Origin of the sequence: Veillonella parvula, from assembly GCF_945949885.1 — a bacterium.
GTDB classification, from domain to species: domain Bacteria; phylum Bacillota; class Negativicutes; order Veillonellales; family Veillonellaceae; genus Veillonella; species Veillonella parvula_B.
In genome coordinates this window covers 21,766-45,724 of record NZ_CAMFFZ010000018.1, presented here as the reverse complement: position 1 = coordinate 45,724, position 23,959 = coordinate 21,766, and the positions used below count along the sequence as shown (strand labels likewise).

The following is a 23,959-nucleotide window of genomic DNA, read 5'->3' as shown; positions in this document are numbered from 1 at the left end:
CTCATTCCCAAAAAGTAGCTTAATTATATCTGTCCAAGAAAATGGGTGCAGATCATGAATTGATTATCTTTAGTAGGTGGTTTTACAGTTTAAACTCTCTATTGACTATTAAAATAAAAACATAATAATATATAAAAATAGGCTTATATTTTATTACAAAAGGAGAAATATGAAAAAGAGAGAGTTATTATTCTGTCTAAGTTTAGTGTGTATGGTACCAATACATATTTTGGGTGCTAAACCTATTGATACTCAAGAACAACTAGATAGAGCGAGAGAACAACAACTAGCGAGAGAGGCGCGGCTTGGAGAGGGACGAATTACAGTACAAACAGGTGGAATAGATTTTCCATCTGGTTCTTTAACATCACAAGATGGTTATACAGTACCGGCACAACAGCTAGTACATGTAGAGCCATCTTTTTTTGTATCTCACATCCGTGTTGTTGAAGAACCTATTAGTCAGTCTGCAGAATTAACATATAGTAATATGATGGATACTACTATGGATCAGACGATATTTGTGGATAATAGTTCTGCAGCAAGTGTACGATTAATTAAAGGTCCATTATATTATGAAACACAAAAAAAGAAGATACAATTAGATGTGCCTAACGAGTTTACATTTCTACGAAAAACAATTAAACCATTTATGAATCGTAAACTTACAGTTGAAGATGTAAATAAATTATCTACTAGATTAAATAATGCACTTATTGAGCATGGTTATGTTACTTCTAGAATTGGTATTCCACCTCAATCTTTGGCTTCAGGTAATTTACAATTCAATTTACAACTAGGTCGAGTAGAGTCTGTACTATATAAAACGTATGTACAACCATTGCCATGGGAAAATGCATTTCCTATTCGTGAAGGGGATATCTTAAATATTCGTAATATAGAACAAGGTATAGAGCAAATGAAGCGTCTAGGCTCTCAAAATGTGTCTGTTGAGCTTGAACCTGGTTCAAAACCATTGGCTACCAATATTGTACTTGAAACTACTAAAAAACCACCTATTCATGGCATGGTATCTATAGATGATTCTGGACTAAAAGAAACGGGAAAGCTACAGTGGACTGCAGCAGTTGGTATTGATCGAGTCTTTAATGCTAATGATTCCTTGAACTTAAGTGTTAATCGAGATGCAGTTCAAGACGGTGAGCATAAAGGTACCAGAAATCATAGTATTTCGTATTCCATTCCTAGAGGAAAGGATACCTTTAGTATCTCCTATAGTGATATGAAATATCACCAAACGATTAATTCTATGGCTACTCCGTTTATTAGTTCTAGCCATGCTAAGACAGTTAGAGGTTCTTGGAATCATGTGTTCCATCGAGATCGAACGACTAAACGTAGCTGGGATATTGTTATTAGCAAACGTAATGCCAAAAATTATATAAATGATGTAGAGGTTGCTGTACAACGTGCAAATACAGCCTCTGTAGAACTTGGTATATCAGAACGAAGATATATCAAACAAAATACCTTATATTCTAGAGCGGCTATTAAACAAGGTGTTGGTTGGTTTGGTTCACAACCTGAATATGGTAATGGATCACCAAGTACTCGATTTACACAACTATTATTAGATGTGGATTATCAAATACCTCGGACATGGGGGCATAGACCAGCAAGTATTACTACATCATTCCATGGACAATGGACATTAGGGGATAAACGTTTATTCTCTAGAGATATGATTAGCCTTGGCAATCGATATACAGTACAAGGGTTTGATGGTGAGAATACATTAATGGCTGAAAGCGGTTGGTATATGCGTAATGAAGTCGCTAGCTATATTCCTAAATGGCGATCAAGTATTTATGCTAATGTAGATTTTGGCGCTGTATATGGTCCAAGTACAGATGTATTAATAGGTAAATTTATCGCTGGTACTAGTTTAGGGATGAAAGGGCAGTTTAAATCTGGATTGTTCTATGATGTATTTGTTGGTGTCCCATTATATAAACCAAGTGGTTATAGAACAGACTCTGTAACTACAGGGTTCCAAGCTGGTATTCGATTCTAAATAGTTTGAGTATATGTATTAATAGAGAGAGTAATTATGAAAGAAAAACGATTACAATATAAAATAGCAGTATGGCTTACTATGGGTTTAATGATCGTTGATCCTTTAGTCGTACCGTTTGTATATGCAGAAAATCCTATAGAGGTAGATCGAAATGCGCCACATGAAAGACAAGCCACGGTTGGACAAGCTGCTAATGGCGTTACATTAGTAAATGTTGCAGGACCTTCTGCTGGTGGAGTATCTAGAAATGATTATACTAACTTTAATGTACCGCAAAATGGTGTAATACTTAATAATTCCTACCAAATGGCTAATACAAAATTAGGAGGATATGTACCTGGTAACGCTAATATGATGCGCGGTTCTGCGAATGTTATTGTTAATGAGGTTACATCACATAATCCAACTGAGATGAAAGGATTTATTGAGGTAGCAGGTCGTAAAGCTTCAGTAGTGGTAGCCAATCCAAATGGTATTACTGTAGATGGTGGTGGATTTATCAATACAGATCGAGCAGTATTAACTACAGGTAAACCTGAATATGACTCAGCAGGAAATCTAAACTCATATCGTGTAGAGCGAGGAACTGTTGCTATTAACAGAAACGGTCTAAATGCCAAAGATGCTAACTCGCTACAAATTTTAACAGAAGCGACAAATGTAAATGCCGGAGTGTGGGCTAATACAATTGAAACCCGTACTGGCAAAAATACAATAGATGCTAATACATTAGACACGCAAAAAATAGGTGATTCTAGCAATGTTGGTTTAGATGTTTCTGCTATTGGTGGTATGTATGCTAATTCTATTACCATGAAAGGTACCAATACTGGCCTTGGTGTAAATGTTAAAGGTGTAGTAAGTTCTACACAAGCCTCTAGTATTACTAGTGATGGTCAAATTATAGTTGATGGTGGTGTTACGAGTAATGGCAACACTACGTTAGCTGGTCAAAGCATTGCCATTCATAATAATGGTGTGGTTCAAGGTGATGTATCTACGAAGATAAATAGTAAAGAAAGAGTCAATAATAGTGGGCTTATTAACTCTGGAAAAACTACTGCTATAAAAGCTAAATCCGTAGATAATCATGAAGGTGGACGCATTTATGGTGATACTGTAGCTATTGATGCAAATACAGTTATAAACCATACAAATTCTGAAATAGAAGAACGCTACCATAAAGCTGGTAAGGATTTAGAAAAGGCTAAAAATGAGCTTGATGCTGAATGGAATGCTGATATCACAAAATATAAAACTAAAACAGAGTTAGAAGCACATCGTCAACGTATTAAAGAGTTAACAAAGACTTATGATGAAGCACAGGAGAATGTTACTGCTATTAAAAAAGAATTAGATACGCATAAGTCTGGTGTCATTGCAGGTCGTAATCACGTTGATATTCATACAGACACAATAAATAATACAGGTAAAGGTTTCATCTATAGTGGTGGCACTATGGACCTTACTGCTAAACAAGGTATACATAATACGGGAGCGACTATTAAAGCCGTTAAGGATATTGAACTAGATACACCTGTAGTAAATAATAAAAATGTTGCATTAGGTGTAAAGCGTGTTTCAGATGGTATTACTAAAAATCCTGATAAGTTAAAAGTTACTGACCCACACCATAAGTTAGAAGGCCAAGTCTTTGATAAGTCAGAATTCCCTTATGCTGATGATTCCAGTGGTTATGGAACACCTCATGTAAAACCTGTTAAGACTGCTGAAGATGAAGCCTATAACAAAGAGATGGATAAGGATGAAAATCGTGTACATAAATTTACGATTATTCGAACTGAAACAGAACATACCCATAAAGAGGTTACTAATGATGACCCTGGTGTTATAAGTAGTGGCGGTGATGTTGTAACAACAGGTATTCTCCATAATGATAATAGTAAAGTGATTTCTGGGGGGACGGTTCAAACTAAGGGCCGAATAGAAAATATATCTGATTCGATCAGTGATAAAAGCTTTATTACTGGAACCACCCAAGAGAGTAAAACAATAAGAAAACGGAAAAGTCATGGTATAAGACATAAACGTCGCAGAGTTTGGGATCAAGAAGTCTATATGACTCCAACTACTAATGAAGCAAATGTAAAGCCAATTGGTACAGTTCAAGAGCATGCTGAAGATACATTGTCTAAAGCTACTATTGCAAAGGTTAATGATAGTTTAGATCCTTATGGTTTAGGTGGTGGCAAGGGTAAAGAAAGTCATACTATAGATGGTTTATCCTTACCAACAGAGGCACTATATCAAATTCATCCAGATATTACAGCTAATGCTTTGATAGAGACTGATTCTGCTTTTACCAATAGAAAGAATTTTCTATCTTCTCAATATATGATTGATGCCTTAGCAAATGATCCAGAACGAAGATTAAAACGTTTAGGTGATGGATTCTATGAGCAACAACTTATTAATGAGCAAATTGTATCAGTTACGGGCAAACAATACTTAGAAGGATATACAGATAATGAGGCTGAATATAAAGCGTTATTAGAGGCCGGTATAGCCTTTGGTAAAGCTTTTAAATTAGCTCCAGGAATTGCTTTATCAAAAGAACAAATGGAATCTATAACAACTGATATGGTATGGTTAGAAACTAAAACAGTTGTAGTAGATGGAAAAGCTCAACAAGTTCTATACCCTAAAGTATATTTAGCGAAACAACCTGCAAAATCTGTTGATGCAATGGGTGGAATCATAAGTGGTAAAGCCATTGTTAGCAATACTAATACAGATATTTTAAATCAAGGCATTATGGCTGCAGATACAATTGTATTAGGAGCTCATGATGTACAAAATACAGGCCATATAGATGGACGTAAAGTGACTATTAAGGCATCTCAAGATGTAATAAACACAGGCAATATTCATGGTGATAAACAGGTTATTATTAATGCAGGGCGTGATATAAATGTAGGTACCCATGTAGATAAATTAGAACACTATGATATTATCGGTCGCCAAGGTACTATAGGTGTAGGAGAAAAAGGCGATTTAGTTTTATCTGCTAAACGAGATGTTAATCTTAAAAGTGCTATTGTTCATGCTGGAGAAAATTCTAAAACAACGATTGAGGCTGGTCAGAATATTAATTTAACAACTGAGGCATTATCTGCTAAAAAGGATATGACTGTTAATAGTGATAATTATAATCGTACTGACCGCCGTACAGAATTAGGTACTGCTATTTTAAGTGATAGCAATGTTACTTTACGAGCAGGAAATGATGTAAATATTCGTAATGGTATTGTTAATAGTGAACATGGTGTCACATCTGTTGAAGCAGGAAATGATGTTACTATCACTAATGGGAAAAGTTATAGCCGTGATGAATATGGTCTAAAATACAAAGAAAAGAGTTTACTATCTCGCACAACTAATATCGTACGTACAGATCACGAACATACAGGTGTGTTATCTTCTACAATTGGTGGCGATACGATTAATGTGAAAGCTAATCGTAATGTTTCGGTAACAGGTTCCAATATTTTAGGAACAAAAGATGTATCAGTATCTGCAGGTAATGACGTGCGTACAGATTCAGGTGAAGAAACTCAACGTGATGATGTATATCAATATAGTAAAAAATCTGGCTTAATGGGCGCTGGTATAGGATTTACTATTGGTAGTAAAAAAGTGACTGATACAACAGATGGAAGGTATATAAATCAAGTTTCAAGTAACATTGCTTCCTCAGATGGTGAGATTAATGTTAAGGCTGGTAATGCCATTCATAGTACTACGACAAACTATTTTAGCAATCAACCTGCAGACTTATCTGCTAAAGATGTAACTGTTGATGGAAAGCATAATACTGCACATGTAGTTCAAAGTCATGAGGAGAAGCGTTCTGGTCTTACTGTAAGTGTTGGTGGTCAGATTGTTAATGAATTAAATAATGCTCAGCAACTGGGGAAACGTGCTAACTCTAGAAAAAATAGCAACTTATCTACATTAGAGTATCTTGAAGCTGCCAATTCTTTAAAACATGCTTATAATGATGGGACTTCTTATAAAAATGCTAAGATAGAAAAACTTGTAGAAAAAGAAAAAGATATACTTGCTAAGGCGGATGAACTCAATAAAGCATATCAGGCAGAACATCCTGACGAGAAAAATGCTATGCATCCAGATGTAAGAACTGCAATTAATAATGTAAATAATAGAGCTAAAAAAGATCGTTTACTCAATATACAAGTTGGTATTGGTTCGAGCAAATTTAAACAGCTTAGTGAACTTAAGCAAGAGAATTATATAGGTAGTTCTATAGGTAGCAAAAATAAAGTAAACATTACTGCAGATAGTGACAATAGTGATAAAGGCAATATTCAGATTACAGGTAGTGTTATAGAGGCTCCAGAGGTTAATTTAAATGCAACAAATAACCTAAGTTTAGATGCAGGAACAAACTCTTCGGTACAACGTGATACATATACAAGTTCTGGATGGTCTGTTGGTGCTACAGTTAGTCCTCATGGTAATGGTGTTATTGGTTTAGATGCTAATGTGTATAAAGGTAAAGAAAATGCATTAGAGACAACTAAGACACATACTGGAACCGTTATTCGTGGTAACCAAGTTAATACTGTCTCTGGAAATGATACAGAAATTATAGGCTCTAAGGTCATCGGTAACAGTGTGACCACAAAAGTTGGACATGATTTGAAAATTGAAAGTTTACAAGATACGAATGACTACCATAAAATAAGTAAAAATAAAGGTATATCTGTATCCTATGGTATGAGTGGACCTGCGAGAGTTGGATTTGATAATTCGAGAGGTACTACAGACAGTCACTATGCAAGTGTTACAGAGCAGGCTGGCATATATGCAGGTGATGGTGGATATAATGTACAGGTAAATAATGCAACTACAATTACAGGTGGTATAATCAAAGGTAGTACTGATAAATCCAAGAATAAATTATCTTCTAACTCTTTAACAATGAATGATATTCAAAATGAAGCATCCTATTCCGCTAAGACCTCTGGATATAGTTTATCTACGACTAAACGCTCTAAAAATAATCCAATAGGTATTACCGGCAGCCCTAAAATGGGGATTCCTGTAAAAGGTAATTCTAAATCAACTACTCATTCTGCTATCAGTGAAGGTATCATTGAAATTGCAGAGAAAGAATCTTTAGAAAAGATTAATCATGATACAGAACAAGCACTTAATAAATTAGCACCAATTTTTGATAAGAAATCAGTAGAAGAAAAACAAATTCTATTAACAAAAATTTCAAATCATGGATATAAATTAATTGGTGATATTTCAACACACCAGCAGACACAATTATTGAATCAAATTATAGATGCAAAACGAAAAAATGATAAAGCTAAAGCAGAAAGCCTTTTAAAAGAATATAATAAATGGAATGAAAATGGCATTTATAGATTGCTTTTACATTCGGGGTTTGGTGCTTTTATTTCAAAGGCATCTGGTAATGGAGGTTTTGATGGTTTTAATGCTGCAAGTGCTAATATCCTTTTAAATAATACAAAGAATAAAGATTTAGGGAAGATATTTAGTTTAGTAATAGGTAAGGCAGTTGGAAATGATGCTGGAGCAGCAGTTTCTTCAATTGCAAGAGAGAATAATTGGTTGGAGCATAAGGATAGGCAAAATCTCAACAATGATTTTGCAATTTTAATTGCGAATGTCGATAATTTATCTGAGCCTGAAAAATTACATCAACTTAGAAAAAAAGCTGCTTATTATTATGCATTAATGCGATATGAGAGAGATTATCATGAATATTATTTTACTGCAGATAATGAGGTACATCCTACAGACGGAGGAATTCATTTAGATCAACCATATTATACAACCGAATCATATGAAAAGTTTGTTAATAATTTATTTGCTTATATGATGGGGGATAATCAAGCTAATATTGACTATTATAGTGCTTTATCAGATGAGTATTATAATGAATTTGTGAGTAATGAGAAGTATCTTAAGGATTATGAAGCCAAGGGATATATGATTATTGAACATAATAGTGGATGGCAGAAAGAAGATGGACAATATTATGACCAGCTTTTAAATGGTAATCGTGTACCCAATGGAACTTATAGAGGTAAAGTTCTTGAGTCACAAGGATATCCTACGGTTTTGGGAGATGATGGTTCTACTTTTTATACTTTGGATGAGGATGGAACACCTTGGTATAATCCTAATCCATCTGAAAGCTCTAGAAATAGAATAGTGTGGCAAGGTTATCAAGATACTGATGGGCAATTTTTTAATGTGCTTGCCGATGGTCGTAAAGTGTTAACTGGTGAATATAAAGGAAATTATAATGCTAAAGCTGGTTTAGCTATAGAGTTTGATCGAGATACAAGAACATTTAGTAGTGGAGGATTTCCGATATTTCCTGATGGTGATAAAGAATTAATACGTTTAACCAGTATGGTTGAATTTGAAGCAGATTTAAATTATGCCGGTGAAAATGGTATGATAATTAACTCAGGAAATTCACTAGGACGAGGTGTATTGGCTAAAGATATTAAATCTGGAAACTCTAGACAAAACTCAGGAAATACTGTTAGATATGTACGAGAATATCCTAAAACAGAAAATGGGTATTATGGAACATCTAGTAAAGGAAGTGGCAAGTCTTTTGTTCGTGAGATTCCTGGAGGGGAACAAGAAGCTAGAAGATTTTTTGAAACTATTAGTAAGGGTGGTAAAATTAAGCCGACTAATAATCCGGATAACATAATGAAGGAGATGCCTGATGGTCGAATAATACAATTTCGACCTAAGTCAAAATCGGGAGATGCTGCAGTAGATATTTCTGCATCAGAAGCTGGTCCAAGACAAAAAATTCATTTTCCTGAATAATTTTATATAGGAGCTATAACATTATGAAGAGTTTGATTAATACTGAATATTTAAAATATATATATAATTGTATAGGTAAAAATATAAATAATGTATTTGTACTTCGAAATAATTCGTTTAATGAACGTGAGATAGAATTTATATCGGATGGCTGTGTATACCTACAATTTGATAATCAGATTATTAAATTTACAAATAAATCAATTGAGGGCCCCGATTTAGATGATTATCCTAATTTGGATTTTGAGATATGTGACGGTTTAAGTGATAACAATTTAATGAGTAAATTTTCATTGTATTCATTAAATATAAGCGGTGTTATAAATGACATTGAGATTGTAAATGATGAATTTTCGTCGTGGTGGGGTAATGATATTATTTGTGTAGATATAGCTTTGAAGTTTATTATTTTAGATGCTATTTATTATCTTATTTTGTGGGATTCCATCCCAGATACAATAAGTTGGATTGATAGTAGAAATATTACCGCTGAAAATAATTATAATCTTCGTGATAGAGTTAGTAATTTTTGGATTGGTAAATCTCCTGATTTTAGGTATTTTTACAGAAAAGAAATACCTATTAGCGATAGATTAAATAATTAATATATTTAGTAACTTATAGATGTTAATAGAACCAATGAGTTAACAATATATTTAATTTGACATTCATCTACCTGTATTGCTACAATGTTATGTATAATATATGCGATGAAGCAGAGTAGTAAACCTCTCTAGCGAGTGAGGATGGTGTAAGCTCACATTTGGTTGAAGGCGCTGTAGAGCATTGGCAGGAACGCAGGTATCTGTTAGTAAAGGCCAACATAGAAAAAAGAGGGCGCAAGCCAAATAGGGTGGAACCGCGGGTATACTCGTCCCTGTAACGTTTTTCGTTACAGGGACTTTTTTGTTTGTAACGAAATGGTTGATTTTATGTCGGTTGTGTAAAGTGGAGGCAGCAATGACATTTCAAGAGATTATTTTAAATCTACAAAAATTCTGGAGCGATCAAGGTTGTATCGTTCAAAATCCATACGATATCGAAAAGGGTGCAGGCACAATGAATCCTGCTACATTCTTGCATGCTATTGGTCCTGAACCATGGGCTGTATGTTATGTAGAGCCTTCTCGTCGTCCAGCCGACGGTCGTTATGGTGATAACCCTAACCGTCTGTTCCAACATCATCAATTCCAAGTTATCGTGAAACCATCTCCAGATAACATCCAAGAATTGTACTTACAATCTTTGGCTGCATTAGGCATTCACGCTGAAGATCATGATATCCGCTTCGTAGAGGATAACTGGGAATCTCCAACATTGGGCGCTTGGGGCCTTGGCTGGGAAGTATGGCTCGATGGTATGGAAGTAACTCAATTCACATATTTCCAACAAGTTGGTTCCATCGACTGTAAACCAGTTTCCGTTGAAATTACATACGGTTTAGAACGTTTGGCTATGTACATTCAAGGTGTAGAAAATGTATATGATCTTAAATGGAATGAAAATGTTACATATGGTGACGTTTGGCATACTAACGAAGTTGAACAATCCGTATATAACTTTGAATTAGCAGATACAGATATGCTTTTCAAATTGTTTGATATGTACGAAGCAGAAGCAAAACGCGTTTGCGAAGCCGGCTATGTATTACCTGCTTACGACTATGTATTGAAATGTTCCCACACATTTAACTTGCTTGATTCCCGTGGTGCTATTTCTATCAGCGAACGTACAGCTTTCATCGGACGCGTACGTGCATTAGCTCGTATTTGTGCACAACAATACCTTGCTAAACGCGAAGAATTAGGTTTCCCACTTTTGAAAGGAGATAAATAAGATGGCAAAAGATTTATTATTTGAAATCGGTGCAGAAGAAATTCCTGCCGGCTTTATGCCAAATATCTTAGGTCAATTGAAACAATTGGCTGAAACAAAATTAAATGATGCCCATCTTCCTTTTGAAAGCATCGCAACATACGGCACACCACGTCGTTTGGCTCTTATCGTGAAAGGTCTTGCTGACACATCTGCTGAAATTAGTGAACGTCATAAAGGTCCTTCTGCGTCCATCGCATACGATGCAGACGGCAATGCTACAAAAGCGGCTATCGGCTTTGCTCGTGGTAAAGGTCTAGATGTAGCTGATCTCGTTGTAGAAGACGGCTATATTTACGCTGAAACTAAAACTGCAGGCGTACCTGCAAAAGATATCGTTACAGAATTGTTACCACAATTGATTACAGGCCTTAACTTTCCTAAATCCATGCATTGGGGCAACTTAGATGCTAAGTTCGTACGTCCAGTACGTTGGCTAGTAGCATTACTTGATGAAGAGGTAATTCCTGTAGAGTTTGCTACGGTTCAATCTGTTAATGTATCTCGTGGTCATCGTTTCTTAGGTGCTGATGAAATCACTATTAAGAATGCAGCATCTTATGTAGAAACATTAAAAGAAAACTTTGTTATGGTCGATCAAGATGCTCGTCGTGAATTGATTTCCAAACAATTACATGATATGGCAGCTTCTAAAAATGCATCCATTGTTTGGGATGATGATTTGTTAGAAGAAATCAACTATCTTGTTGAATGGCCTACAGCATTGTGCGGTGGCTTTGAAGAGTCTTACTTGGCACTTCCTGATGCAGCTATCATTACACCAATGAAAGACCATCAACGTTACTTCCCATTGGTTGGTCAAGACGGTAAATTATTGCCAATGTTCTTAACAGTGCGCAATGGTTCTGACCATTCCATCGAGGTAGTTCAAGCTGGTAATGAACGCGTATTGCGTGCTCGTCTAGATGATGCTAAATTCTTCTTTAACGAAGACCGCAAGAAACCTCTTATCGACCGCCAAGATGGTTTAACAAAAATCGTATTCCAAGAAGGTCTTGGCAACTTAGCAGATAAAACTGAACGCTTGCTTAAATTAGGCCGTGTGTTTGGCGAAGAATGTGGCTTGCACGAAGATGCAGCTGTTGTATTGGAACGCACTACAGAGCTTGCTAAAACTGACCTTACTACAGGTATGGTTACAGAGTTCACTGAATTACAAGGTGTAATGGGGAAAGAGTACGCTTTACTTGATGGTGAATCTCCTGAGGTAGCAGAAGCTATTTTTGAACAATATTTACCACGCTTTGCAGGCGATGTATTGCCTCAAACAGAAGCAGGTAAAGTATTGTCCATAATCGATAAAGTAGATAATATTGTAGCTACTTTCAGCCGTGGCTTAATACCTACAGGATCTCAAGATCCATATGCATTGCGTCGTCAAACAATTGGTATCTTGAACATCTTGCTTGGTAGCGAATGGAATATCAGCCTGCGTCCAATCTTCAAAGCATCTATGGAATTGCTTAATGTACCAGCTGAAAAACAAGACGAATTGCTGGGCCAAGTAGAAGCGTTCTTTACGCTTCGTTTGAAAAATATCTTCCTTGATCGCGAAGTTCCTCATCATGTAATCGACTTGTTGTTGTCCAACAATGAATTATCCGTTGCTGATGCTGAAGGTCTTGTAAATGCATTGTTAGCTAACCGCATTGATGAAAACGTTGAACTTGTTCAAGCTTATACTCGTATGTACAATCTTGTAAAAGATGTGGAATATACTGGTGTTAATAGCGATTTGTTGAAAGAAGATGCTGAAAAAGAATTGTTTGAAGCTGCTTCTAAAGCATCTGAAACAAGTAGTGCTGCTTGGGAAGCTGGCGATTATGATGCAGTCGTGGCAGTTCCAGCTACTTTAGTTCCAGCCATCAACAAATTCTTTGAAGATGTAATGGTTATGGATAAAGATGAAGCTATTAAAGCTAACCGTTTACAACTCGTTCGTTTAGCATACAGTGTAATGGCTATTATTGGCGATATTAGCGCATTAAAATAATATATTATAGTAAAAGTTTAAATTTTTACAATGATATACAAGAGAAGAGGTACCATGCGTACCTCTTTTTTGCTTTTACGAAGAATATGCAAATTTTATGCAGGATTTTTAGAGACTATAGCGAATACTTTATAATATACAAAGTTGTATGAGGAGATAGATGATTATGAATCATGATGAATTATATAAAGCCTTATGTAAGGTGCCAAGCGGCAAAGAAAAGTCTCGTGATAGAATTATTATTGAATTATATATGCGTTCTCAAGGAGCATCACAAAAGCAGTTAGTAGATGCTCTAAATATGCGTCCTGCTACTGTGTCGGAGCAGACAGACATTCTCATTGAATTGGGATATGTTACAAAACATATTGATTATATGGACAAACGTATATCTGTAGTTACTTTAACAGATGAAGGGAAACGGTTAGGCAAATCTCTTTTACATACATATAACGAATTTCTTAATGTAATGTTCTCTGATTTATCGGATGAAGATCAGGAGAATTTATACCGCTTATTAGGTAAGTTAAAACGACCAATTATACGTAAATAATACGTAAATATTTGGATTATTAAAATAATATAGAAAATACTTGCTAACAGTACGTGATTTATGATACTATATTGCTGTTAATTTGAGACAGTCCGCTGCCTATAAGGTGTAGGTATTGAATGTCTGCAAACAGGAGGAAACAATGAACATTATTAACGTACTTGAACAAGAACAACTTCGTACAGACATCCCTACATTCCGTGCTGGTGACACAGTTCGTGTACACGTAAAAGTAGTGGAAGGTACTCGTGAACGTATCCAAGTGTTCGAAGGTTTGGTAATTAAACGTCAAAACGGTGGCGTACGCGAAACTTTTACAGTTCGTCGTATTGCATCCGGTGTAGGTGTAGAACGTACATTCCCACTTCATAGCCCACGTTTAGCTAAAATCGAAGTTATGCGCCGTGGTGTTGTTCGTCGTGCTAAATTGTACTACTTACGTAACCTTACTGGTAAAGCTGCTCGTATTCGCGAAAAACGCTAATGTTCATAAAAGGCTGCCGTTGGCAGCCTTTTATTTTTGCTAAAATTTAGATATGAAAGGAAATACTATGGCAGATTCACCTATCGTACATTGGTTCCCCGGGCATATGGCGAAAGCTACTCGTATGATTATGGAGTATATAAAAAAGGTAGACGTAGTTATCGAGTTATTAGATGCCCGTATTCCACATTCTAGTGCGAACCCTGTAATCACTGAACTCATTGGTCAGAAACCTCATATCATACTGTTAAATAAAGTAGATTTAGCAGATCCTAAAGCCACAAAGGAATGGACTGAATTTTTTACTAAACAAGGTATCACTGTATTGGCTATTGATTCTAAGTCTGGTAAGGGTAATAAGAAGTTAATATCTACGGTAGAGCGTTTAAGCAAGCCTATCATAGACCGTTGGGTAGCTAAAGGTATTCGCAGTCGTTCTGTACGTACCATCATCTTAGGGATTCCTAACGTTGGTAAATCTACGTTGATTAACTCCTTAGCTGGCTCCGCTGCAACGCGTACAGCTAATAAAGCTGGTCATACCCGTGGTCAACAATGGGTTAAAATCGGCAAAAACCTTGAATTACTGGATACACCAGGTGTATTATGGCCTAAATTAGAGGACCAACGCGCGGCGGCTCGTCTCGCTATGACGGGGGCTGTTTCTGATGATGTTTACGATTTAGAGCATGTAATGAAACAGTTATTAAATCATTTATTGACGAATACACCAAATATTTTGGTGGAACGTTATAAATTAAAAGAAGAAGAAATGACAGATGTGGATACAATTCTTGAAAGTATCGGTCGTCGTCGAGGCTGTCTTGTTAGTGGTGGCATAGTAGACTTTGATAAAGCACGTCGCATTATCTTGCAAGATTACCGCAATACTAAATTAGGTACAATTACCTTGGATAAGGTAGACGAAGAGCCATATTATCCTGAAGATGGTGAGGAGCGTCATAATGGATAAGGATGTATTTTCTAAGTTAAAAGTAGCGGAAATTAAAGCTCTATTTGATACTGAACAAGCCTTAGAGATTTTGTCTTTTGCTCAAGAGGATGATCGCAGTTCTGTACAAAAGTTAGCTGCTTCTTATATTAAGCGCCAAGAAAAAGAGTTAAAAGAGCAGCAACGCCTTATGGGCATGTATGACTATGAAGGCATGTTCTACGATCAAGGTATGTATCATGTGGCTGGTGTAGATGAAGTGGGGCGCGGTCCTATTGCAGGTCCTGTAACAGTAGCGGCTGTTATCTTACCGCCTATGACATTAATTCCAGGTTTGAATGACTCTAAAAAGCTAACAGAAGAAAAGCGTGAAGCTTTGTACGATATCATCATGGACGAAGCTGTAGCCGTGAGCTGTATCTCCTACGGACCAGAGAAAATTGATGAACTTAATATCTACGAAGCAACACGACAAGCTATGTATGAGGCTATTCGTACTTTAAGTGTACCTGCTGAAGCAGTAGTAGCCGATGCCATGAAGTTGCCAGACTTAACGATTCCTGTAGAATCTATTGTTAAGGGTGATAGCAAAAGTGCGAATATTGCAGCTGCATCCATCATTGCAAAAGTTACGCGAGATCGCTATATGAAACAGCTCGATGAGGAATACCCTGGTTATGGTTTTGGTATTCATAAGGGGTACTATACTGAACTCCATAAAGAAGCTGTGGAGCAACAAGGGGTAACACCGCTTCATCGTAAGAGCTTTGAGCCTATTAAATCTATCGTGCGTTGGGTTAAGCCTGAGTAATTGCATATAGTTCATAACCGTAAAGAGGTTCCTATTGGTCACCTATGTGACTATTAGGAACCTTTTTTGTATTTACTTTTACATCTTACGTATTTTACTCTACAAGTAAGTATTACCTGTTGAAAGATTAATATAGTGTAGATATTAAAATTCTATGAGTTATTGTCACAGATACACCTTATTAGGAGGTATATATGAAAACAATCAGTACTGGGAAAGCATTTAATGAGCTAGATTCAAAAGAATTGGGCAAATGGGGTGAACGGGTAGCCACCAATTATATTGAAAAACTAGGACTTACAGTAGTAGATACAAATTATCGAACGCGGTTAGGAGAAATTGACATCATTGCTAAACGGGATTTAGTATATCATTTTATTGAAATTAAAGCTCGCCGAGGCATGCAACATGGTTTAGCACGTGAGGCAGTCACTAAGAAAAAACAAAAGCATATTAAAAGAGCCGCAATGTTGTTTCTATATGATCTTAATCAAAAAAAGCGGCGTTGGAAGGAAATATCCTTTGATGTTATAGAGGTGTATTTACATGAGGACTTTCAAAGTTCTATTCATTATTTGCCGCAGTGTTTTTAGTGAGGTTTCTTATGTATGCAAAACTATATGGAGCCACCTTACACGGCATTGATGGATGTATCATTACTGTAGAGGTTGATATATCGCAAGGGTTGCCGGTTTTTGATATCGTTGGTCTACCGAATCAATCGGTTAAAGAGGCACGTGAACGAGTGCGAGCGGCCATTAAAAATAGTGGCTACGAATTCCCAATGAGACGTATCGTAGTCAATTTAGCACCTGCCACAATTCGTAAAAGTAGCGCTGGACTCGACTTAGCGATTGCTTTAGGGGTTCTACTTGCATCAGGGCAGATAAAGGGGCGTAAAGCTAAAATTTCGGCTTTATTTGATAAGAGTCTGTTTATGGGAGAATTAGCGTTAGATGGTTCGCTATTACCAACCTTTGGGACTTTAGCGATGTCGCTAGCAGGATTAGATGCTAACTATTCAAAAATTTATACGAGTATTGAAAATGGTAAAGTGTTGCAGGCTATTCCTAGTTTAATTATATATGGTGGATCTTCACTACAAGAAATTATTACTATTCTAGAGGAGCAAGTTAAGCTAAAGGCAGTTGATAAAAATAAACAAATAAGTATCAAAACAGAACATGTAGATAATCATAATATAAATGAATCAATTCTAGAGTCTCTAGAATCTATGCCATTAACTGAAACCAATGAAAATCTATATACAATCAGTAAACAGCACGTAAGCACAATTAGTAATAGTTGTGTTGATACGTCTGTTACGGATGAAAGTAGAACTATAAAATCTAATCAAACATATACAGTTGACTTTGGCGATGTACAAGGTCAAGAGTTAGGAAAACGAGCCATGCTCATCAGTGCTGCAGGTCATCATCATTGTATTATGATAGGACCTCCAGGTGGGGGTAAAACGATGATGGCCGAACGATTGCCGACCATATTGCCTTCTATGACTTGGAATGAAATCGTAGAAGTGAGTCGCATACAAGATGTAATAGGTTTACTCGGTGATAATGGGCTAGTTACATCTAGGCCTTTTAGACATCCTCATCATACGGCAACTTTGGCTAGTATGGTCGGTGGAGGGATACAGGGGCGCCCTGGAGAGGTAACACTAGCTCATGGAGGCGTATTGTTCATGGATGAGGCACCTGAGTTTCAACGCCAAGTAATCGATGCATTACGACAGCCACTAGAGTCTAGAACTATTACTATAAATCGATCTCAAGGAAATTATATATATCCAGCTAATTTTATTTGTATTCTTGCGGCAAATCCTTGTCCTTGTGGTTATTACCATGATCCCCATAAGGAATGTGTCTGTACAGAAACGATGGTTAAAAACTACCAGCAACGGTTATCAGGGCCGATTATGGATCGTATTGATTTACATATTCCCGTTGAGAGACCGACCCTTGAACAGCTGTTAGATACATCATCTTCAAATATGACGAGTGAAAGTATGAGACAACAAGTCATCATGGCTACTGCTATGCAACAGAAACGATTTGAAGGTTTTGATTTTAATTCGAATGGAGCAGTTCCTCATAAGGCAATTAGTGAACTATGCAATATTACAGATAAGGCTTGGAGTGTTTTAGGAAATATATTTGACCATTTTCATTTAAGTGGACGAGCTTTTGATCGCATATTAAAGGTGGCTCGTACAATTGCTGATTTAGAAGAAAATCCAAAAGTAGAACCACATCATATTTCTGAAGCAATGTTATTTAGAACTGGCAAATAAAGTAAGTGTTTTATAAATTATTTGTTTCTTATTTGAAAAAGTAGTTGTTTAGTTTTATATAAAATTATGGCTTATATACATAGAAAGAATTATCAGGTGTTTATATGACTAGATACGATGACAATATTTATATTGCAGGCTTGCAAAGTCTATACAATGTTGGAGCCACACATGTACGACGTTTTATTGAGGATTTTGGGTCGTCCTATGATGCTTGGCAAGCCGTTAAGAAGGTTGAAAATTTAAAACCCTATACACATATTTCTACAGCTGATAAACGTGCTATAGCATCATCGGCTAAGGATGAAAAGTTAGATTATATAATTCATAAAATAGACGAATATAAGATGGATTTTACTACCTTTTTAGACAAAGACTTTCCATCTGTTTTAAATCATATATATAATCCGCCAGCTATTTTGTTTATGAGAGGTAATAGAGCACTCTTAGATGGACGATTAAATCGTATTGCTATAGTTGGGGCACGGAGTTGCTCCTTATATGGTCGGAATGTGGCGAGAATGCTCGGCAAGGAATTAGGTAAATATAGCACCATTATTGTCAGCGGTGGGGCTCGTGGTATAGACTCACATGGTCATGAAGGCCTTTTAACTAGTCAGGGGTACGGAATCGTTGTTATGGGATGTGGTTTAGATATCACCTATCCTAGAGAAAATGCAAAACTATTTGATCGTATATTACAAAATAATGGGTTACTCCTATCTGAATACCCGCCAGGTACACCGCCGTCCGCAAAACATTTTCCTGCACGGAACCGTATCATTAGTGGATTATGCAGAGGTGTTATTGTAGTAGAGGCCAAGTCCAGTAGTGGTTCTTTGATTACGGCAGATATGGCGGTTAGTGAAGGTCGAGATGTTTTTGTAGTTCCTTGTAATTTATTAGACCATACGGCAGATGGAAATAAATTTCTAATGAGAAATGGTGCATATGTACTTACTGGGTATGAGGATATAGTTGAACAATATCATTTAACATTGCGGGACTATTTTTCTAGTGAACAGAAACTTTTACCAACAAAGAATAATGAAAATAAAGGTGTAAAAGATAGTGTTCAAATAGGGAATCATAGTCAAAGTGTTGATAGAAAAGGGTGCTCTATGTTAAGCTTTAATGTGGATAGGAGTGTAATACTGAGTGAAATACCTCATGATCGATGTATTACGGTTGGTGATATTTTGAAAGCGACTCGTATTCCATTACAACAACTACAGCCCTTATTACTAGAGTTAGAAATGGAAGGGGCTATAGAGAATCATCCGCCGAGAGGCTATATTAATATGACTAGGAGTGATATACTTGTCCATTAAACGATCTATCGTTATTGGCGAGCCGAAAGCAGCTAGTACTAGTAAAGACACAAAAAAGAAAAATACTAAGAAAGAAAGTACTACGATAAAGCGTAAGGTAGCTAAGGAAGCCCTTACTCCAATGGGGATTGTACGAGATAAATCTGTATTACAAACTTCAGTGCCACCGGAGCAACGCGAACCTCGCGTATATAATCCGGATGGTAAAGTATTGGTAATCGTAGAGTCTCCTGCTAAATCTAAAACAATTGAAAAATTCTTAGGTCCCAATTATGTTGTAAAAGCGAGTATGGGACATTTACGAGATTTGCCTAAATCTCAAATGGGCATCGATATAGAGCATGATTTCACGCCGCGCTATAGTAATTTGGTAACACGTAAAAAAGTTATTGATGAATTAGTTTCTTATGCCGATGAAAGCAGTGCCGTATTGCTCGCAACTGACCCTGACCGCGAAGGGGAAGCTATTTCTTGGCATTTAGCGTACATTCTTAATGTGGATCCTGAGTCTACATGCCGTATTACGTTCAATGAGATTACTAAAAATGCGGTAGCAGAGGCTTTAGAATCTCCACGTACTATCGATATGAACATGGTAGATGCCCAACAAGCACGCCGTGTATTAGACCGTATCGTAGGCTATAAATTGAGTCCTTTATTATGGAAAAAGGTTTGTAAAGGCCTCAGTGCAGGTCGTGTGCAATCCGTTGCAGTTCGACTTATCTGTGAAAGAGAGCGAGAAATCCAAGCTTTCGTGCCACAAGAATATTGGACTATTGAAGGCAATTTTGAAACGCCTAAAAAAGAGGCTTTCACAGCGGAATTAACCCATATTAAAGGTGAAAAAATCGATATTACTACTGAAAGTGATGCACAAGCCGTAGTTGATGCTATTGGCAATGAAGATGCAGTAGTGACTAATATTGAAAAGCGCAAGCGTTCTCGTAAAGCGGCACCTCCATTTACAACATCTACCTTGCAACAAGATGGTGTGCGTAAATTGAACTTTGGTGCTAAGCGTACGATGATGATTGCTCAACATTTATACGAAGGTTTAGAAATTGGCTCCTATGGCCACGTAGGTTTGATTACGTACATGCGTACAGACTCTACTCGTATCTCTAAAGAGATGCAAGCCATGGCTAAGGACTTTATTCTTCGCAATTATGGGGAAGACTATTATCCATCTAAGCCAAATGTGTACGGCTCTAAGGGTTCTGCACAAGATGCGCATGAAGCGATTCGTCCTACATCTCTCGAGTTAACGCCTAAAATGGTGGAACCATTCTTGAGTCGTGATGAACTTAAGCTATATACATTGATTTGGAATCGCTTTATGGCAAGCCAAATGGCGCCTCAACAAAATGAGTCCACAACGATTGAGTTGAATGTTAAAGATGACTACACATTTAAAGCGACTGGCTCTCGTGTTATCTTCCCAGGTTTCAGTGCCGTTTATGAAGATGCAAAAAAAGAGGACGTACCTCAATTACCTGCTTTAAAAAAGAATGATGTTGCCCATACGGTAGAGGTGTTGCCAGAACAACATTTTACGCAACCACCCCCACGTTACTCCGAGGCGAGTCTCATCAAAACATTAGAAGAACTTGGTATTGGTCGTCCTAGTACATACGCACCAATTCTAGATACTATCGTAAGCCGTAACTATGTAGAGAATACGAATAAACAATTCGTGCCTACAGAGCTAGGCTTTGTGGTGGTAGACTTCTTGATTGCATACTTTGAAAAAATCATCAATACTGGCTTTACTCGTGATCTAGAAGAAGAACTAGATGCTATCGCATCTGGTAAGGATACATATGTAAAAGTATTATCTGATTTCTACGAGGTCTTTGCGCAAGAGCTAGAAGATGCAAGTGATGTAGACCGCATTGAAATTGCATCTATGGAAAGTGATGAAATCTGTGAACTTTGCAATAGTCCAATGGTATATAAATTTGGTCGCTATGGTAAGTTTTTAGCATGTTCTAATTTCCCGGAATGTAAAAATACAAAACCTATTACAGTAGGGACTGGTGTAGCTTGTCCTAAATGTAAAGAAGGGGAAATCGTAGAACGCAAGTCTCGTCGTGGACGTATTTTCTATGGCTGTAATCGATACCCACAATGCGACTTTACATTATGGGATAAGCCAACTCATGATTTCTGTGAAACATGTGGTTCTATAATGGTTGAAAAGACATATAAAAATGGTACAGTTAAAAAGTTCTGTTCCAATGAAACTTGTCCTACTAGGCCACCAAAGAAAACAAGAAAGAAAAAGAGCGAAGCTAGTGAAGAAACTGTAAAAGAATCTAAAAAGTCTAGCAAATCTAAAAAAGAGGAAACTACAATTGAATCATAAAAATGTTATCGTTATTGGTGCAGGCTTTGCAGGATCCGAAGCAGCTTGGCAACTCGCTAACCGAGGCATTCATGTAGACTTATATGAAATGCGTCCTGTTAAGAGTTCTCCTGCGCATCAAACAGATCAATTTGCAGAGCTCGTATGTAGTAACTCGTTGCGTGCTGGTAATATTGAAAATGCGGTAGGTCTTTTGAAAGAAGAAATGCGTCGTCTCGGTTCCATCATTATGGAATGTGCCGATTCAACTGCTGTTCCTGCAGGTGGTGCTTTAGCCGTTGATCGTCATTTATTTAGTGAAATGGTGACGGAAAAAGTAAAAGGTCATCCTAATATTACAGTTCATCTAGAAGAGGTCACTGAAATTCCTACAGAAGGAACTGTTATTTTTGCATCTGGTCCGCTTACATCTGAAGCATTAGGTGATAAGATTAAAGCCTTAACAGGTGAAACAGGCTTTTACTTCTACGATGCTGCTGCACCTATTGTAACGGCTGAATCCTTAAACTATGATAAAGTTTTTGCTGCCTCACGTTATGATAAGGGCGATGCGGATTATCTTAACTGTCCTATGACCGAAGAAGAATATAAATCGTTCTGGCATGAGCTTACAACGGCTGAAGCCGTACAACCAAAAGATTTTGAAAAGGAAATTTACTTTGAAGGCTGTATGCCCGTAGAAATTATGGCGAGCCGTGGGGAAGATACATTGCGTTATGGTCCCTTAAAGCCTGTGGGCTTAGTGGATAAACGCACCAATGAGGAATCTTATGCAGTTGTGCAATTGCGTAAGGAGAATAAAGAAGGTACCATGTTTAATTTGGTAGGCTTTCAAACTCATTTAAAATGGGGCGAGCAAAAGCGTGTATTCGGTATGATTCCAGGCCTTGAAAAGGCCGATTTCATTCGTTATGGTGTTATGCATCGCAATACGTATATCAATTCTCCTGAGTTATTGAATCATGCATTCCAGCTTAAAAAGGAACCGCGTCTATTCTTTGCTGGTCAAATGACTGGCGTTGAAGGTTATTTGGAATCTGCTGCTAGTGGTCTAATGGTAGGCCTACAAGTAGCCCGTTACTTAGAGAAACAATCATTTATTGAATTCCCTAAGACGACGGCTATCGGCTCCCTTAGCCACTATATTTCTAACTACGAAGGTTCAAATTTCCAACCAATGAACGTCAACTTTGGTATCATGGAGTCCTGGCCTCAAAAAGTACGTAAGAAGAAAGAGAAAAATGCACTGATTGCAAATCGTGCATTAGAAGATTTAGATGCTTTAAAAGCAAAAGAAAGTTTGTAAGAAATTGTATTTAAGTATAATCTTAAAAATTTAGTGATTAAATAATTTGCTATTTACTACATTAGTTAGTAGATTAAGGTTTATATAGAAAAAGTCCTACATTCAATGGTAAAACCAATGAATGCAGGACCTTTTTTGCTTCAAGATGTATTTCTATTTACGTTTTTTAGTTTTTGTAGTTGGTTCTGTAGCCACTATTACAGCTTGATTTTTCTTTTCTAGATAGTTTAGATAGATGAATACACAGATACCGACAATAATAGCTATTAAACTCGTCATTTGAGCAGATTTTAAACCTAGCGTTAAGTTTACGTAGTCGCCACGTAAGAACTCTAAGAAGAAACGAGCCGTAGAATAGAGAATGGCATATAGTACGAATACTTGACCCTTCGCATGTTTGAAAGATCCAAATAACAGAAGGGCTACAAAGATAAGAACATCGATTTGTCCTTCCCATACTTCGGCAGGCCAAAGCGGTTGATTTCCGTAGGTGCGGTAGGCAAGGGTACTTTCAGGATAGATAATACCATAATTACCGCCCGTAGGATGACCGAAAGCATCACCGTTTAAAAGGTTTGCCATACGACCTACCGATTGAGCCAAAATCAATGCAGGAGCAAATAAATCAGCAAAAGCCCAAAAGTCAATTTTGTTTTTACGAAGATACCAATAGCCAGCAATTGTGCCTAGTATTACGCCACCTTGAATGGCCATGCCACCTTGCCAAACAAAGGGAATTTCCAATAAATGATTACCGTAATAATCCCAATCAAAGAAGAATACGTCCCATAGGCGGGAACCGATGAGACCAGCTACGGCTACAGTAATGGAAAAGTCGATGATGTGTTCATGCCAACCGCGGCCATCCTTTTTCAAAAGTACATAGGCAACAGAGGCACCACAAATGATAGCCAAAGCTAACATGGTACCATAGGCTCTAATAGGGAAGTCCCCTATGAAAAATAAATATTGATGCATATAAAACTCCTTATGTGATAATTTTTATTAGTACATAAATTAAATTATAAATTACATATATCCTTCAT

15 protein-coding genes are annotated in these 23,959 nt (G+C 37.0%); 14 read left to right on the top strand and 1 reads right to left on the bottom strand.

Features of this window, described 5'->3' with window-relative positions; translation table 11 throughout:
* Positions 1 to 169 precede the first annotated feature (169 nt).
* The 14 genes from Q7O55_RS06605 (at position 170) to trmFO (ending at position 22,913) form a co-directional block, all read left to right on the top strand.
* Positions 170 to 2,035 carry a ShlB/FhaC/HecB family hemolysin secretion/activation protein gene (locus Q7O55_RS06605; RefSeq protein WP_369691713.1) on the top strand — a complete coding sequence of 622 codons (1,866 nt, stop codon included), beginning with the start codon at positions 170 to 172 and terminating at the stop codon, positions 2,033 to 2,035.
* A 36-nt stretch (positions 2,036 to 2,071) separates the two neighbouring features.
* Positions 2,072 to 8,911 (top strand): hemagglutinin repeat-containing protein, encoded by a 6,840-nt coding sequence (locus tag Q7O55_RS06600; protein WP_303929324.1) that lies wholly within the window; start codon positions 2,072 to 2,074, stop codon positions 8,909 to 8,911.
* A gap of 23 nt (positions 8,912 to 8,934) precedes the next feature.
* Complete coding sequence (locus tag Q7O55_RS06595) at positions 8,935 to 9,516, top strand: hypothetical protein (RefSeq protein WP_303929323.1); 582 nt, start codon at positions 8,935 to 8,937, stop codon at positions 9,514 to 9,516.
* A gap of 355 nt (positions 9,517 to 9,871) precedes the next feature.
* Positions 9,872 to 10,747: a glycine--tRNA ligase subunit alpha gene (glyQ, locus tag Q7O55_RS06590; protein ID WP_303929322.1), complete on the top strand. Its 876-nt coding sequence runs from the start codon at positions 9,872 to 9,874 to the stop codon at positions 10,745 to 10,747.
* 1 nt (position 10,748) lies between these two features.
* Positions 10,749 to 12,800, top strand: coding sequence for a glycine--tRNA ligase subunit beta (gene glyS, locus Q7O55_RS06585; RefSeq protein WP_303929321.1), 2,052 nt, complete (start codon positions 10,749 to 10,751; stop codon positions 12,798 to 12,800).
* 166 nt (positions 12,801 to 12,966) lie between these two features.
* A complete protein-coding gene (locus Q7O55_RS06580) occupies positions 12,967 to 13,353 on the top strand; it encodes a MarR family winged helix-turn-helix transcriptional regulator (RefSeq protein WP_004697491.1) in 387 nt (128 codons plus the stop codon).
* A gap of 142 nt (positions 13,354 to 13,495) precedes the next feature.
* Positions 13,496 to 13,837, top strand: a complete 342-nt coding sequence (rplS, locus tag Q7O55_RS06575; RefSeq protein WP_004695921.1) for a 50S ribosomal protein L19 — start codon at positions 13,496 to 13,498, stop codon at positions 13,835 to 13,837.
* Positions 13,838 to 13,904: 67 nt separating this feature from the next.
* The gene (ylqF, locus tag Q7O55_RS06570; RefSeq protein ID WP_303929328.1) at positions 13,905 to 14,810 is read left to right on the top strand and encodes a ribosome biogenesis GTPase YlqF; all 906 of its coding nucleotides are present in this window, start codon (positions 13,905 to 13,907) and stop codon (positions 14,808 to 14,810) included.
* Entirely contained in the window at positions 14,803 to 15,600 is a 798-nt protein-coding gene (locus Q7O55_RS06565) for a ribonuclease HII (RefSeq protein ID WP_303929320.1), read from the top strand. The genes ylqF and Q7O55_RS06565 overlap by 8 nt, the downstream gene beginning before the upstream one ends.
* 194 nt (positions 15,601 to 15,794) lie before the next feature.
* Positions 15,795 to 16,193, top strand: coding sequence for a YraN family protein (locus Q7O55_RS06560; RefSeq protein ID WP_295815886.1), 399 nt, complete (start codon positions 15,795 to 15,797; stop codon positions 16,191 to 16,193).
* Positions 16,194 to 16,204: 11 nt separating this feature from the next.
* Positions 16,205 to 17,911 (top strand): YifB family Mg chelatase-like AAA ATPase, encoded by a 1,707-nt coding sequence (locus tag Q7O55_RS06555; protein ID WP_303929319.1) that lies wholly within the window; start codon positions 16,205 to 16,207, stop codon positions 17,909 to 17,911.
* Positions 17,912 to 18,015: 104 nt separating this feature from the next.
* Entirely contained in the window at positions 18,016 to 19,242 is a 1,227-nt protein-coding gene (gene dprA, locus Q7O55_RS06550; RefSeq protein ID WP_303929318.1) for a DNA-processing protein DprA, read from the top strand.
* Positions 19,232 to 21,607 (top strand): type I DNA topoisomerase, encoded by a 2,376-nt coding sequence (gene topA / locus Q7O55_RS06545; protein ID WP_303929317.1) that lies wholly within the window; start codon positions 19,232 to 19,234, stop codon positions 21,605 to 21,607. The genes dprA and topA overlap by 11 nt, the downstream gene beginning before the upstream one ends.
* Complete coding sequence (trmFO, locus tag Q7O55_RS06540) at positions 21,597 to 22,913, top strand: methylenetetrahydrofolate--tRNA-(uracil(54)-C(5))-methyltransferase (FADH(2)-oxidizing) TrmFO (protein WP_303929316.1); 1,317 nt, start codon at positions 21,597 to 21,599, stop codon at positions 22,911 to 22,913. The genes topA and trmFO overlap by 11 nt, the downstream gene beginning before the upstream one ends.
* Before the next feature lie 153 nt (positions 22,914 to 23,066).
* Here the strand turns inward: trmFO and lgt are convergent, their stop codons facing one another.
* Positions 23,067 to 23,891 (bottom strand): prolipoprotein diacylglyceryl transferase, encoded by an 825-nt coding sequence (gene lgt / locus Q7O55_RS06535; RefSeq protein ID WP_303929314.1) that lies wholly within the window; start codon positions 23,889 to 23,891, stop codon positions 23,067 to 23,069.
* Positions 23,892 to 23,959: the final 68 nt, after the last annotated feature.

Bases quoted from the DNA above. Each gene is read 5' to 3' on its own strand.
- Q7O55_RS06605 (WP_369691713.1), top strand. From the start codon at position 170: ATGAAAAAGAGAGAGTTATTATTCTGTCTAAGTTTAGTGTGTATGGTA.
- Q7O55_RS06600 (WP_303929324.1), top strand. From the start codon at position 2,072: ATGAAAGAAAAACGATTACAATATAAAATAGCAGTATGGCTTACTATG.
- Q7O55_RS06595 (WP_303929323.1), top strand. From the start codon at position 8,935: ATGAAGAGTTTGATTAATACTGAATATTTAAAATATATATATAATTGT.
- glyQ (WP_303929322.1), top strand. From the start codon at position 9,872: ATGACATTTCAAGAGATTATTTTAAATCTACAAAAATTCTGGAGCGAT.
- glyS (WP_303929321.1), top strand. From the start codon at position 10,749: ATGGCAAAAGATTTATTATTTGAAATCGGTGCAGAAGAAATTCCTGCC.
- Q7O55_RS06580 (WP_004697491.1), top strand. From the start codon at position 12,967: ATGAATCATGATGAATTATATAAAGCCTTATGTAAGGTGCCAAGCGGC.
- rplS (WP_004695921.1), top strand. From the start codon at position 13,496: ATGAACATTATTAACGTACTTGAACAAGAACAACTTCGTACAGACATC.
- ylqF (WP_303929328.1), top strand. From the start codon at position 13,905: ATGGCAGATTCACCTATCGTACATTGGTTCCCCGGGCATATGGCGAAA.
- Q7O55_RS06565 (WP_303929320.1), top strand. From the start codon at position 14,803: ATGGATAAGGATGTATTTTCTAAGTTAAAAGTAGCGGAAATTAAAGCT.
- Q7O55_RS06560 (WP_295815886.1), top strand. From the start codon at position 15,795: ATGAAAACAATCAGTACTGGGAAAGCATTTAATGAGCTAGATTCAAAA.
- Q7O55_RS06555 (WP_303929319.1), top strand. From the start codon at position 16,205: ATGTATGCAAAACTATATGGAGCCACCTTACACGGCATTGATGGATGT.
- dprA (WP_303929318.1), top strand. From the start codon at position 18,016: ATGACTAGATACGATGACAATATTTATATTGCAGGCTTGCAAAGTCTA.
- lgt (WP_303929314.1), bottom strand. From the start codon at position 23,891: ATGCATCAATATTTATTTTTCATAGGGGACTTCCCTATTAGAGCCTAT.